Below are 13,479 nucleotides of genomic sequence, written 5' to 3'. Positions count from 1 at the left end.
CTCTCATTACACCCGCGCCCTTCTCCACCTTTTCTGAAAATCGTCCTGATACAGACTCTTACTGATTACATCTAACGCCGGTTCGCCCAGGATTAACGCCTTCTTTATGGCAAAACAGGTATTAAAGACCGATGAAACAAAAAGCATTATGGATTAATCAGATAAAAGGGCTGTGCATCTGCCTGGTGGTGATTTACCACTCGGTGATCACCTTTTATCCTCATCTAAGCGGGCTACAGCATCCGCTTTCCGGTCTGCTCGCCAAATGCTGGGTCTATTTTAATCTCTATCTCGCACCGTTTCGCATGCCGGTGTTTTTCTTCATTTCGGGCTATTTGATTCGTCGCTACATTGATGACGTCGGCTGGCGGGTCAGCTTCGACAAACGGATCTGGAGCATCGTCTGGGTACTGGCGCTGTGGGGCGTGTTGCAGTGGCAGGCGCTGAGCCATATCAACGCCTGGCTTGCGCCGGAGCGTGAATTAGCCACCTCTTCCAACGCCGCCTACGCCGGTTCGATAAGCGAATTTATTCGCGGCATGCTCACCGCCAGCACCAGCCTCTGGTATCTGTATGCGCTGATCGTCTATTTCACCCTCTGTAAATTGCTCAGCCGCTGGAAACTGCCGGTGCTCGCGGTGCTGGCCCTGGCGAGCGTGGCGATCAACTTCCTGCCGCTGCCCTGGTGGGGAATGAACAGCGTGGTGCGTAACATGATCTACTACAGTCTCGGTGCCTGGTACGGCGCGCAGCTGATGGAGTGGATGAAAGGGATGGTGATACGCCGCTACTGGCTGCCGATAGTGGCGTTCGGTGGGATCTCCGTGGTGCTGTGGTTTGCCAACGTTCCCCTGCTGCTGTCACTCCTGTCGATTCTGCTGATTATGAAACTGTTTTACAGCATCGAGCAGCGTTACGCCGTCCACCCGAATAATCTGCTGAACGTCGTCGGCTCGAACACCATTGCGATCTACACCACGCATCGCATTTTGATCGAAGGTTTTAGCCTGTTCCTGATTGGCGAACTTAACGGCGGCAACTGGCCGGTCTGGGCGGAACTGACCCTGATTCTGGTCTATCCGTTCGTCAGCCTGATGGTCTGTACGCTGTTCGGACTGGGCGCGCGAAAAGTCTCCAGCGCGCTGTTTGGCGACCTTTTCTTTGCCCCTCCCGCCCGTCTCGCGCCGATTGAGGCGACCCGATAATGCTTCCCCTCGCCCTCATTCGAGGGCGAATTCACCCTGTGTGCGGTTCCGGTTTGCTAATGTAAAACGATCAAGGATAATAAAGACATTGCGTATCAGTGATATGCCCCAATACTGTGTTTAGGGTATATATCCATAAGAGATTCTGACAAGCCATGCCTGAACAATACCGTTACTCCCTGCCCGGCAAAGCGGGTGACCAGCGCCAGCTAGGCGAACTGACGGGCGCCGCCTGCGCCACGCTGGTCGCAGAGATCGCTGAGCGCCACGCGGGCCCGGTGGTGCTGGTTGCCCCCGATATGCAAAACGCGCTCCGTCTGCACGACGAGATCCGCCAGTTTACCGACAGCCTGGTGTTTAACCTGGCCGACTGGGAAACCCTGCCCTACGACAGTTTTTCCCCCCATCAGGAGATTATCTCCTCGCGCCTCTCCACCCTCTATCAGCTGCCGTCGATGCAGCGCGGGGTGTTGATCGTGCCGGTGAATACCCTGATGCAGCGCGTGTGTCCGCACAGCTACCTGCACGGCCACGCACTGGTGATGAAAAAAGGTCAGCGCCTGTCGCGCGATGCCCTGCGTGCGCAGCTCGACAGCGCAGGCTATCGCCACGTCGACCAGGTGATGGAGCACGGCGAATACGCCACGCGCGGCGCGCTGCTGGATCTCTACCCGATGGGCAGCGATCAGCCGTACCGTCTGGATTTCTTTGATGATGAAATCGACAGCCTGCGGGTATTCGACCCGGACACCCAACGCACGCTGGAAGAGGTCGAGGCGATCAATTTACTGCCTGCCCACGAATTCCCGACGGACAAAACCGCCATCGAACTGTTCCGCAGCCAGTGGCGCGATAAGTTCGATGTGAAGCGTGACGCCGAGCATATCTATCAGCAGGTGAGCAAAGGCACCCTGCCCGCAGGCATTGAATACTGGCAGCCGCTGTTCTTTAGCGAGCCGCTTCCGGCCCTGTTCAGCTATTTCCCGGCCAAAACCCTGATCGTCAATACCGGCGATCTCGACGCCAGCGCCACCCGCTTTGAGAGCGAAACCCGCGCCCGTTTTGAAAACCGTGGCGTCGACCCGATGCGCCCGCTGTTGCCGCCGGAGCAGCTGTGGTTACGCACCGACGAGCTGTTTTCAGAGCTGAAAAAATGGCCGCGCGTACAGCTCAAAACGGAGAGTCTGCCGGACAAAGCCGCGAACACTAACCTGGCGTTTAAGACGCTGCCGGACCTGTCCGTTCAGGCGCAGCAAAAATCGCCGCTGGATAATCTGCGCAAGTTTCTCGAATCCTTTACCGGCCCGGTGATTTTCTCGGTCGAAAGTGAAGGCCGTCGCGAGGCGCTCGGCGAACTGCTGGCGCGCATCAAAGTGTCGCCAAAACGGATCTTGCGTCTCGACGAAGCCGCCGATAACGGCCGCTATCTGATGATTGGCTCTGCCGAGCACGGTTTTATCGATACCCTGAATAATCGGGCGCTGATCTGCGAAAGCGATCTCCTTGGCGAGCGCGTGGCGCGTCGTCGACAGGACAACCGTCGCACCATTAACCCGGACACACTGATTCGCAACCTGGCCGAGCTGCACGTCGGCCAGCCGATTGTGCATCTGGAGCACGGCGTGGGGCGCTACGCGGGAATGACCACCCTCGAAGCGGGCGGGATCACTGCCGAATATCTGATGATCACCTATCTCGGTGACGCAAAACTTTATGTTCCGGTCTCCTCCCTGCATCTGATCAGCCGCTACGCCGGTGGCGCGGAAGAGAGTGCTCCGCTGCATAAACTGGGCAGCGACGCCTGGACCCGCGCGCGGCAGAAAGCCGCCGAAAAAGTGCGTGATGTGGCGGCCGAGCTGCTGGATATTTACGCCCAGCGCGCAGCGAAATCCGGCTATGCCTTCAAACACGATAAAGATCAGTATCAGCTGTTCTGCGACAGCTTCCCGTTTGAAACCACGCCGGATCAGGCTCAGGCCATCAACGCTGTCTTAAGCGATATGTGTCAGCCGCTGGCGATGGACCGTCTGGTGTGCGGCGACGTCGGCTTCGGCAAAACCGAAGTGGCGATGCGCGCGACCTTCCTCGCCGTCGAAAACAACAAACAGGTTGCTGTGCTGGTGCCCACCACGCTGCTGGCGCAACAGCACTACGACAACTTCCGCGACCGCTTTGCCAACTGGCCGGTGCGCATTGAGATGCTGTCGCGTTTTCGCAGCGCCAAAGAGCAGACGCAGATTCTGGAGCAGGCCAGCGAAGGTAAAATCGACATTCTTATCGGCACCCACAAGCTGCTGCAAAGCGACGTGAAGTGGAAAGATTTGGGCCTGCTGATTGTGGATGAAGAGCACCGCTTCGGCGTGCGTCACAAAGAGCGCATCAAAGCGATGCGCGCGGATGTCGATATCCTGACCCTCACCGCGACCCCGATCCCGCGTACGCTGAATATGGCGATGAGCGGGATGCGCGATCTGTCGATCATTGCCACTCCACCGGCCCGTCGTCTGGCGGTGAAAACTTTTGTCCGCGAGTACGACAGCCTGGTGGTGCGCGAGGCGATCCTGCGTGAAGTCCTGCGCGGCGGCCAGGTGTACTACCTCTATAACGACGTGGAAAATATTCAGAAAGCGGCGGATAAGCTGGCGGAGCTGGTGCCAGAGGCGCGCATTGCCATCGGCCACGGCCAGATGCGCGAGCGCGAGCTGGAACGGGTGATGAACGATTTCCATCACCAGCGTTTTAACGTGCTGGTCTGTACCACCATTATCGAAACCGGGATCGACATTCCGACGGCGAACACCATCATAATCGAACGGGCCGATCACTTTGGCCTGGCGCAGCTTCATCAGCTGCGCGGTCGTGTCGGGCGTTCTCACCATCAGGCCTACGCCTGGCTGCTGACGCCACACCCGAAAGCGATGACCACTGACGCGCAAAAGCGTCTGGAAGCCATTGCTTCGCTGGAAGATCTGGGTGCAGGTTTTGCACTGGCGACCCACGATCTGGAGATCCGCGGCGCAGGCGAGCTGCTCGGCGAAGACCAGAGCGGATCGATGGAAACCATCGGCTTCTCGCTTTACATGGAGCTGCTGGAAAACGCCGTCGATGCGCTGAAAGCGGGACGCGAACCGTCGCTGGAAGATCTCACCAGCCAGCAAACGGAAGTGGAACTGCGGATGCCATCCCTGCTGCCGGACGATTTTATCCCGGACGTCAACACGCGCCTGTCATTCTACAAACGCATCGCCAGCGCTAAAAATGAGGCGGAACTGGAGGAGATCAAAGTCGAGCTGATCGACCGCTTTGGCCTGCTGCCGGATGCAGCGCGCAACCTGCTGGATATCGCGCGTCTGCGCCAGCTGGCTCAGAAACTGGGCATTCGCAAGCTGGAAGGCAATGATAAAGGCGGTGTAATTGAGTTTGCCGAGAAGAACCACGTCGACCCGATGTGGCTCATCGGCCTGCTGCAGAAGCAACCGCAACACTTCCGCCTTGATGGCCCGACGCGTCTGAAGTTCATGCAAGAACTGAGCGACCGCAAAACGCGGATGGAATGGGTCCGTAACTTTATGCGCCAGCTCGAAGAGAACGCGGCGGCATAACCTCGTGGCCGGGCGGCGATGTCACCGTCCGGCCATTAATTTACAAACTCTTTGCACTTCTCCTGATTTCCCGACACGCCCCCTGGTCATAATCATCAATTAACTTTTGAATAACAATAACCTTAGTATTTCCATGGAATTGAGTGATGATGACTCTGCGTTTTACTCGCTGGATAACCCTGATTGCCCTCGCGGCGACCGTCGCCCTCGCCCTGCCCGCGCGTGCGAATACCTGGCCGCTGCCCCTTGCCGGAAGTCGTCTGGTGGGCGAAAACCGTTTTCACGTCGTAGAAAATGACGGCGGTTCGCTGGAGGCGATAGCCAAAAAATATAACGTCGGTTTTCTGGCGTTATTGCAGGCTAACCCGGGCGTTGATCCCTACGTGCCACGCCCTGGCAGCGTGCTGACTATCCCGTTGCAAACCCTGTTACCTGACGCGCCGCGCGAAGGTTTGGTGATTAACCTCGCCGAACTGCGCCTCTACTATTACCCGCCGGGTAAAAATGAGGTGACGGTCTACCCTATCGGAATTGGTCAGTTGGGCGGCGACACCTTAACGCCAACCATGGTGACCACCGTTTCGGATAAACGCGCCAACCCAACCTGGACGCCGACGGCCAATATCCGCGCGCGCTATAAAGCCCAGGGCATTGATCTGCCCGCTGTGGTTCCGGCAGGTCCGGATAACCCAATGGGCCATCACGCGATTCGCCTTGCGGCCTACGGCGGCGTCTATTTGCTGCATGGAACCAACGCGGACTTTGGCATCGGCATGCGCGTCAGCTCAGGCTGCATTCGCCTGCGCGACGGCGATATCGAGACGCTGTTCCGCGTGATTACCCCAGGCACGAAGGTCAATATCATCAATACGCCGATAAAAGTGTCGGAAGAGCCAGGCGGAAAACGTCTGGTGGAGGTCCACCAGCCGCTGTCAAAAAACATTGGCGACGATCCGCAAACGCTGCCGATTGTCCTGAACGCAGCGATGCAAAACTTCAAAGCGCGCGCGGACAGCGCGGTGATGGAAAAAGCGATGGACGTGCGCTCGGGTATGCCGGTGGATGTGACGCCGCATCACGACGTGGCTCAGCAAGCGCTTTAAAGCACAAGAGACAAAAAAGGCCCTGCGAAATCGCAGGGCCTTTTTTTTAGCAGTGGCTTTATGAGGGTTAAGCCAGGCTTATTTGTAGATAACCGCAGTACCGTGCAGGGTGTTCGGACCGGTCACAGAGGTGATGCGGAAAGATTTCGCGCCCATGGCGTCGGCTTTCTGCGCTAACTGGTCTTCCAGTGAGCTCAGGTTGGTCCCTGCGTTGGCAGAGATGGTGCCCACTTTCTGCTGGTCAGCAGGGGTGGATTGCACTTCGACAGCCGCGAAGCTGGCAAATGACAGAGAACTCAGTACAGCAGCAGCGATGAGGGTATTGATGGTTTTCATGATAATTAGCCTTTAACAGATGAATTTGGGAGGTCGCTAGTTATTTACTTAACGATCGATAGGTAAATGATAGGTGTGATCCAGGTCACACGTCAACATAATTTTATAACGACCGTTAAATTAATTTTAAACCTCTTATTTTTCATAACCATATGATTAATTTATTTTTGTGAAATGAGTGCTGGTCGGCGCGGGCTATTATTTTTATAATGATCATTCAACAAACCAACACAGGTACAACGGCACATGACAACCGACGTCACGAGTTGCGCAAAAAAAAGCCGTGGCCGACCGAAAGTGTTCGACAGGGATGCGGCGCTCGATAAGGCCATGACACTCTTCTGGCAGCATGGGTATGAAGCCACCTCGCTCTCCGACCTGGTCGAAGCGACAGGTGCGAAAGCCCCCACGCTGTATGCAGAATTCACCAACAAAGAAGGCCTGTTCCGCGCAGTGCTGGATCGCTATATCGCGCGCTTTGCGGCCAAACATGAAGCTCAGCTGTTCTGCGAAGAGAAAACCGTTGAACAGGCTTTGCAGGATTATTTCGCGGCTATCTCCGCCTGCTTTACCAGCAAAGACACGCCTGCGGGCTGCTTTATGATTAACACCTCCGCCACGCTTGCCGCCGCATCGAAAGACATTGCGAATACCGTGAAATCGCGCCACGCCATGCAGGAAGAGACCCTAGGCGCGTTTTTAAGCCAACGCCAAAAGCGGGGTGAAATTCCGGCTCACTGCGATACCGTCGAACTGACGCAATTTTTAAGCTGCGTCCTGCAGGGGATGTCCATCAGCGCGCGTGAAGGTGCAAGCCTTGAAAAGCTGCAAAGCATTTCTCGCACCACGCTGCGCCTGTGGCCTGAACTGCTGAAACTCTGATTATCAGGGCGGGCAACCGCCCTTTTCTTTTTCCTTCCCCTTTTCTCCCTCTCGTTTTCACGTTATCCCCTGTAAACCCTCTTATTTCAGCGGGTTGATAATGAGACTCTTTATCGGCAAAATTCGCGTTTACATTTGTTTCACAATGTTTCCATTGTGTGATTTGACCTGCCGATAACAAAGAGCAAAAGCTCAACAAGGAATGATGATGAAAAAGAGCCTCTGGGTGCTCAACCCTGTCCTGCTGGCCATCGCGATGCCGCTGTATGCAGAACAAAAGAACGAAGAAAATCTGGTTGTCAGCGCCAACCGCAGCCACCGCACCGTCGCTGAAATGGCGCAGACCACGTGGATCATTGAAGGTCAGGAGATTGAACAGCAGGTTCAGGGCGGGAAAGAGTTTAAAGATATTCTCGGCCAGCTGATTCCGGGGATGGACGTCAGCAGCCAGGGACGCACCAACTATGGCATGAACATGCGCGGTCGCGCGATCGTCGTGCTGATTGATGGCGTACGGCTGAACTCCTCGCGTACCGACAGCCGCCAGCTCGATTCCATTGATCCGTTTAATATCGAACATATCGAAGTTATTTCCGGCTCGACGTCCCTCTACGGCGGCGGGAGTACCGGCGGGCTGATCAATATCGTCACCAAAAAAGGTCAGCCGGAGACCCAGGTTGATCTGGAACTGGGCGGAAAAAGCGGCTTTAACAACAGTGACGATCGCGACGAGCGCGTGGCGGCGGCCGTCAGCGGCGGCAATGATAACGCCTCGGGCCGTCTGTCTGTGGCGTATCAGCGCTTCGGCGGCTGGTACGATGGCAATGGCGATGCGCTGACCTTCGACAACACCCAGACGGGTTTGCAGCACTCCGATCGTCTGGATGTGATGGGAACCGGCACCATTGAAATTGACGAGACCCGTCAGCTGCAGCTGGTGACCCAGTATTACAAAAGCCAGGGCGACGACGATTACGGGCTTTATCTGGACAAGAACATGAGCGCCGTGACTGGGAACGGTACGGCCCGCACGTCCAAAGGCTTTAGCTCAGATCGTATTCCTGGCACCGAGCGTCATCTCATCAGCCTGCAATATTCCGACACGGATTTCTGGGGCCAGGAGCTGGTCGGGCAGATCTATTATCGCGACGAATCCCTGCGTTTTTACCCGTTCCCGACGGTGGCCAAAGGTGACATTACCAGTTTCTCCGCCTCCGAGCAGAACACGGATCAGTACGGTGCGAAGCTGACCTTGAACAGCACTCCGCTCGACGGCTGGCAGCTCACCTGGGGTATTGATGCCGACCATGAAACCTTCGATTCCAACCAGATGTTCTTCGACCTCGCCGATTCCGTCCCTTCCGGCGGGATGAATAATCAGTCGGCCTACAGCACGGGGCGCTATCCGGGCTACAGCATCACCAATTTCGCTCCGTTCCTGCAAAACAGCTATGACATCAACGAGGTGTTTACCCTCAGCGGCGGCGTGCGCTATCAGTGGACGGAAAACCGCGTCGATGATTTCATCGGCTATACCCAGCAGCAGACCATTGCCAAAGGCGGCGCACTCTCTGCGGATGCTATTCCGGGCGGGAAAACGGATTACGATAATTTCCTGTTTAACGCCGGGATCCTGGCGCACCTGACCGAACGTCAGCAGGTCTGGTTTAACTTCTCTCAGGGCGTGGAACTGCCTGACCCGGGAAAATATTACGGTAACGGTAGCTATAGCAAACCTGATGCCCAGGGCCATCTGGCGCTGCTGAAAAGCGTTAACCCGAACGATGCGAAGCTTGAAGGGATTAAGGTCGATTCCTACGAGCTGGGCTGGCGTTTTACGGGCGATCAGCTGCGCACACAGATTGCGGCCTATTACTCCTTGTCGGATAAATCCATTGATATCAACCGCGCCGACATGACTATCGACGTGAATCCGCAGAAGCGGCGCATCTACGGTGTGGAAGGCGCAGTGGATTACTTCATTCCTGAGAGCGACTGGAGTCTCGGCGGGAATGTTAACGTCCTGAAGTCAGAGATTAAAACCAACGGTTCCTGGGAAAAATGGGATGTGACTCAGGCGTCGCCATCCAAAGCGACGGCCTACGTCGGCTGGGCACCGGAGCCGTGGGCGCTGCGCCTGCAAACGCAGCAAGCCTTTGATCTGAGCGATGCGGCGGGCAATAAGCTGAACGGTTATAACACCGTTGATTTCATCGGCAGCTACCAGCTTCCGCTCGGTAAACTGTCGTTTAGCGTCGAAAACCTGCTGGATAAAGAGTACACCACCGTCTGGGGACAGCGCGCTCCGCTGCTCTACAGCCCCACCTACGGGAATGCGGCGCTGTACGAGTATAAAGGCCGTGGACGCACCTTCGGTCTGAACTACGCCCTGACCTTCTGACGGGCAAAAAAAAGGCTCCTCAGCCTGAGCGTTTGAGGAGCCAAATTAATAATACCGCTTTTTTTACACCTTGTTATTCAGAACCAGCTGACCGTTACTGTCGAGTGGGATCTGCGTGCCAGGATCTTTATCCATGCGGATTTTCCCCTGCTGATCGCCAATCTTATAGGTCACATCGTAGCCGAGCATTTTTTCTGATTTGTCGTACACCGTTTTACAACGCTGCTGCGTCGTGGTGTAGGTGTCGTTGTCTTGCATCGCGCCCTGAACCTGGTGACCGGCATAGCCGCCACCCAGTGCGCCGACGACGGTCGCGACATCTTTCCCGCGTCCCCCACCGAACTGATGACCAATCACACCACCCGCAACCGCACCCAGCACTGAGCCTGCGATACGGTTTTCATCCTGTACCGGACGACGGTGAGTTACCGCCACGTTGCGGCACTCCTGACGAGGGGTTTTCACCGACTCGGTAATCGGGGTGGCAGAAACAACCTGAGCATACTGCGGGCCGCGTTCGAACACGTTCAGACTGGCCACTGCTGCCACGCCCAGCGCTGCAGCCACGCCAATCCCTATACCCGCCAACATAGATTTATTCACGGGGCTTCCTCCTTTGTTGCTATTGGTAACAATTTTGCAATCGAAGAGTGAGTTCGCCAATCGGAATAACGCTCAAAAAGAGAGAGGTAAAATGAAAAGGGACGCGTTTCAGAGAACTCTTAAGCACTCTGACGAAGATTGTCAGCAGGAAATGCTAAAAAGTCCCTCCGGGAGCCGGAGGGACTGAAAGATTAGTGCAGTTTGAGGCGAGGACGGATCACGCGGTTGATACTGCCTACCAGCATCATCAGCCCGGTCTTGAAGTAACCGTGCAGCGCCACCTGGTGCATACGGTACAGCGAGATGTAAACGAAGCGCGCGATACGCCCTTCAACCATCATCGAGCCGCGCATCAGGTTACCCATCAGACTGCCCACGGTGGAGAAGTTAGACAGGGAGACCAGCGAGCCATGGTCTTTATAGACGTAGGACTTCATCGCTTTGCCTTTGGTCTGCGCCAGAATGTTGTGCAGCGCCAGGCTTGCCATCTGGTGCGCGGCCTGCGCGCGCGGCGGCACGAATCCACCTTCAGGACGTGCGCAGGAGGCGCAGTCGCCGATGGCGAAGATGTCCGGATCGCGTGTGGTCTGAAGCGTCGGCTCCACTACCAGCTGGTTGATACGGTTGGTTTCCAGCCCGCCAATCTCTTTCATGAAATCAGGTGCTTTAATACCCGCCGCCCAGACCATCAGATCGGCCTGAATATACTCGCCGTCTTTGGTGTGCAGGCCGCCGGTATCGGCGCTGGTGACCATGGTTTGCGTCAGAACGCGCACGCCCATTTTGGTCAGCTCGTTGTGCGCCGCGCCGGAAATACGCGGTGGCAGCGCAGGCAGAATGCGTTCACCCGCTTCGACCAGCGTCACGTTCAGCGCGTCGTTGGTCAGCCCTTTGTAACCGTAGCTGTGCAGCTGTTTCACCGCGTTGTGCAGTTCCGCTGAAAGCTCAACGCCCGTCGCTCCGCCGCCGACAATCGCGATATTCACTTTGCCGCTCGCACCGAGGTTGTTGGAGTATTTCAGGAACAGGTTCAGCATTTCCTGATGGAAACGACGTGCCTGATGCGGGTTATCCAGGAAGATGCAGTTTTCTTTCACGCCTGGCGTGTTGAAGTCGTTCGAGGTGCTTCCCAGCGCCATCACCAGCGTGTCGTACGGCAGCTTGCGCTCAGGCACCAGCAGCTCGCCTTTCTCGTCACGCAGCTCGGCCAGGGTGATGGTTTTGCTTTCGCGGTTGATATCCATCACGGAGCCCAGCTGGAACTGGAAATCGTGATTACGCGCATGCGCCAGATAGCTCAGGGCATCAACACCTTCGTCCAGTGAACCGGTGGCCACTTCATGCAGCAACGGTTTCCACAGATGGCTGTGGTTACGATCGACCAGCGTAATTTTGGCTTTTTTGCCACGGCCCAGCTTTTTGCCGAGTTGCGTAGCCAGCTCCAGCCCACCTGCGCCGCCGCCTACAATTACTATCTTTTTCAATGGCGTAGTCAATGTGACCCCCTCAAATTATTAACCAATTGTTAATTAAAAGTTATGGTAATAACCCTTAATTAACAACAGGTTACAGCACTGAAACCATTCAGGTGCATTGAGAATAACACGCCAGGCGCATTGGTCATACCAAAATTGATATGAATCAAGTTTTGATGATTTAAATTCGTACAATTGTAGCAAAAGAGAAAGCCCGGCTCGCTTGCGCGGCCGGGCCTGGAGTCGTTCAGAGGGGGTTTAGCCCAGGGTCTTGAAGGCTTTGATGCGCTGAAGGTGCGGGGAGATATTTTTGAATTTGTGGGTCTGTTCTTCGTCCCAGACAATTTCATAATAGTGGTGCAGTAGCTCCGCCGCGCGGTGGTTATCCAGCGCCTCGTCGTTGCGGGAGAGGATCGCCATGCAGCGGTCGCGGTTCTTCTCGCGGAAGTTATTGACGCATTTGGTGGCGATATCCACGTACTCTTCCGGGCGGTCGATCTTGCCTTCCATGTTCTCGTTAGGGAACAAATTCGGATTGAACACCACCTGGCGAATATCGCAGAGAAAGCCGATCCGCTCTGCCCAGTAGCCGCCGAGTCCCACACCGCAAATCAGCGGGCGATCGTCGACGTTGAGCTGCAGCATCTTGTCCACTTCTTTGAGCAGATGCGCCATATCGTGTTTCGGGTGGCGCGTGCTGTAGCTAATCAGCCGCACGTCCGGGTCGATGAACTGCAGTTGCAGCACTTTCTCATGATTACCAGGACTGTTCGAATCAAAACCGTGCAAATAAATGATCATTGTTTCCTCACCATACGACGCCTTCCAGGAGGGGGTTATTGACCTGCTTTGTGTGCCTGCCAGCGCTCATTGAGTGCTTCAAGCTCAGCGTTCACCGTCTTCCAGCGAGCCGAGCTCATCAGCTCCTGACGGCTAAATGAACCTTTATGATACAATTGTGTAACACGTTCAGCATTGATCGGCGACAGGTTATCTAACACGCTAACCGCCCCTTTACGATTATTGCAGACCAGGATCATATCGCAACCCGCATCCAGCGACGCCTGACCGCGCTCGGCATAATTGCCCATAATGGCAGCGCCTTCCATCGACAGATCGTCGGAGAAAATCACGCCGTTAAAGCCCAGCTCCTGACGTAACACGGTTTTCAGCCAGTGCGCAGAGCCGCTGGCCGGACGCGGATCGACGTCGCTGTAAATCACATGCGCGGGCATGATGGCGTCGAGTTTGTTGTCAGTAATGAGAGAACGGAAAACGGACATATCTTTGGCGCGGATCTCCGCCTCAGGGCGCGGATCGCGCGGCGTCTCTTTGTGGGAATCCGCCGTCACAGCGCCGTGCCCCGGGAAGTGTTTCCCGGTGGTTTTCATACCGGCGTCGTGCATTCCGTCGATAAAACGTGTTGCCATCGCCAGGGCGATCTGCGGATCTTCATGGTAAGAACGCTCGCCAATCGCCGCGCTGATATGCCCGACATCCAGCACCGGCGCAAAGCTGATATCAATATCCATGGCGATCATTTCGCTCGCCATCAGCCAGCCTGCATCCTGCGCCAGCTTGCCACCCTGCTCCGTTCCCAGCAGTGCAGCAAAAGATTGCGCCGCCGGCAGACGGGTAAAGCCCTCGCGAAAACGCTGAACGCGTCCGCCTTCCTGATCGACCGCCACCACCAGATGGTTACGGGACGCCGCACGGATCTGACGCACCAGCTCGCGCAGCTGCGCGGGATCGTGATAGTTGCGGGTAAACAGAATGAGCCCACCCACCAGCGGATGCGCCAGAATATCGCGCTCTTCCGCATCCAGTTCATACCCTTCGACATCCAACATTACTGGACCCACACGAACCTCT

At 56.0% G+C, this 13,479-nt stretch carries 10 protein-coding genes; 5 read left to right on the top strand and 5 right to left on the bottom strand.

Annotation, left to right across the window (positions count from 1 at the left end; genetic code table 11):
• Window positions 1-131 precede the first annotated feature (131 nt).
• The 3 genes from C0560_RS08215 to C0560_RS08205 all read left to right on the top strand — a co-directional run bounded on the left by C0560_RS08215 (window position 132) and on the right by C0560_RS08205 (window position 5,910).
• Window positions 132-1,205: an acyltransferase family protein gene (locus C0560_RS08215; protein ID WP_248859966.1), complete on the top strand. Its 1,074-nt coding sequence runs from the start codon at window positions 132-134 to the stop codon at window positions 1,203-1,205.
• A gap of 155 nt (window positions 1,206-1,360) precedes the next feature.
• A complete protein-coding gene (mfd, locus tag C0560_RS08210) occupies window positions 1,361-4,807 on the top strand; it encodes a transcription-repair coupling factor (protein WP_248859965.1) in 3,447 nt (1,148 codons plus the stop codon).
• A 143-nt stretch (window positions 4,808-4,950) separates the two neighbouring features.
• Complete coding sequence (locus C0560_RS08205) at window positions 4,951-5,910, top strand: L,D-transpeptidase family protein (RefSeq protein ID WP_248859964.1); 960 nt, start codon at window positions 4,951-4,953, stop codon at window positions 5,908-5,910.
• A 78-nt stretch (window positions 5,911-5,988) separates the two neighbouring features.
• Here the strand turns inward: C0560_RS08205 and bhsA are convergent, their stop codons facing one another.
• Window positions 5,989-6,246: a multiple stress resistance protein BhsA gene (gene bhsA, locus C0560_RS08200; protein WP_100780566.1), complete on the bottom strand. Its 258-nt coding sequence runs from the start codon at window positions 6,244-6,246 to the stop codon at window positions 5,989-5,991.
• Window positions 6,247-6,492: 246 nt separating this feature from the next.
• Here bhsA and comR point away from each other — a divergent pair, with 246 nt between their 5' ends.
• Together comR and C0560_RS08190 are read left to right on the top strand one after the other, a co-directional pair.
• Window positions 6,493-7,128, top strand: coding sequence for a TetR family copper-responsive transcriptional repressor ComR (gene comR, locus C0560_RS08195; RefSeq protein WP_100780567.1), 636 nt, complete (start codon window positions 6,493-6,495; stop codon window positions 7,126-7,128).
• A 208-nt stretch (window positions 7,129-7,336) separates the two neighbouring features.
• The gene (locus C0560_RS08190; RefSeq protein ID WP_248859963.1) at window positions 7,337-9,529 is read left to right on the top strand and encodes a TonB-dependent siderophore receptor; all 2,193 of its coding nucleotides are present in this window, start codon (window positions 7,337-7,339) and stop codon (window positions 9,527-9,529) included.
• A gap of 63 nt (window positions 9,530-9,592) precedes the next feature.
• On the opposite strand, the gene C0560_RS08185 is transcribed toward C0560_RS08190, so the two are convergent.
• The 4 genes from C0560_RS08185 to nagZ form a co-directional block, all read right to left on the bottom strand.
• On the bottom strand, window positions 9,593-10,132 hold the full coding sequence (locus C0560_RS08185) for a glycine zipper 2TM domain-containing protein (RefSeq protein ID WP_100780569.1): 540 nt from the start codon (window positions 10,130-10,132) through the stop codon (window positions 9,593-9,595).
• A 191-nt stretch (window positions 10,133-10,323) separates the two neighbouring features.
• Complete coding sequence (locus tag C0560_RS08180; RefSeq protein WP_107703869.1) at window positions 10,324-11,628, bottom strand: NAD(P)/FAD-dependent oxidoreductase; 1,305 nt, start codon at window positions 11,626-11,628, stop codon at window positions 10,324-10,326.
• A 237-nt stretch (window positions 11,629-11,865) separates the two neighbouring features.
• The gene (ycfP, locus tag C0560_RS08175) at window positions 11,866-12,408 is read right to left on the bottom strand and encodes an alpha/beta hydrolase YcfP (protein WP_248859962.1); all 543 of its coding nucleotides are present in this window, start codon (window positions 12,406-12,408) and stop codon (window positions 11,866-11,868) included.
• Between the two features lie 35 nt (window positions 12,409-12,443).
• The gene (gene nagZ / locus C0560_RS08170) at window positions 12,444-13,469 is read right to left on the bottom strand and encodes a beta-N-acetylhexosaminidase (RefSeq protein ID WP_248859960.1); all 1,026 of its coding nucleotides are present in this window, start codon (window positions 13,467-13,469) and stop codon (window positions 12,444-12,446) included.
• Window positions 13,470-13,479: the final 10 nt, after the last annotated feature.

Origin of the sequence: Lelliottia sp. AC1, from assembly GCF_023278595.1 — a bacterium.
Taxonomy (GTDB): domain Bacteria; phylum Pseudomonadota; class Gammaproteobacteria; order Enterobacterales; family Enterobacteriaceae; genus Enterobacter; species Enterobacter nimipressuralis.
The sequence above is the reverse complement of the archived record's forward strand: the minus strand, read 5'-3'. Positions and strand labels throughout refer to the sequence as shown.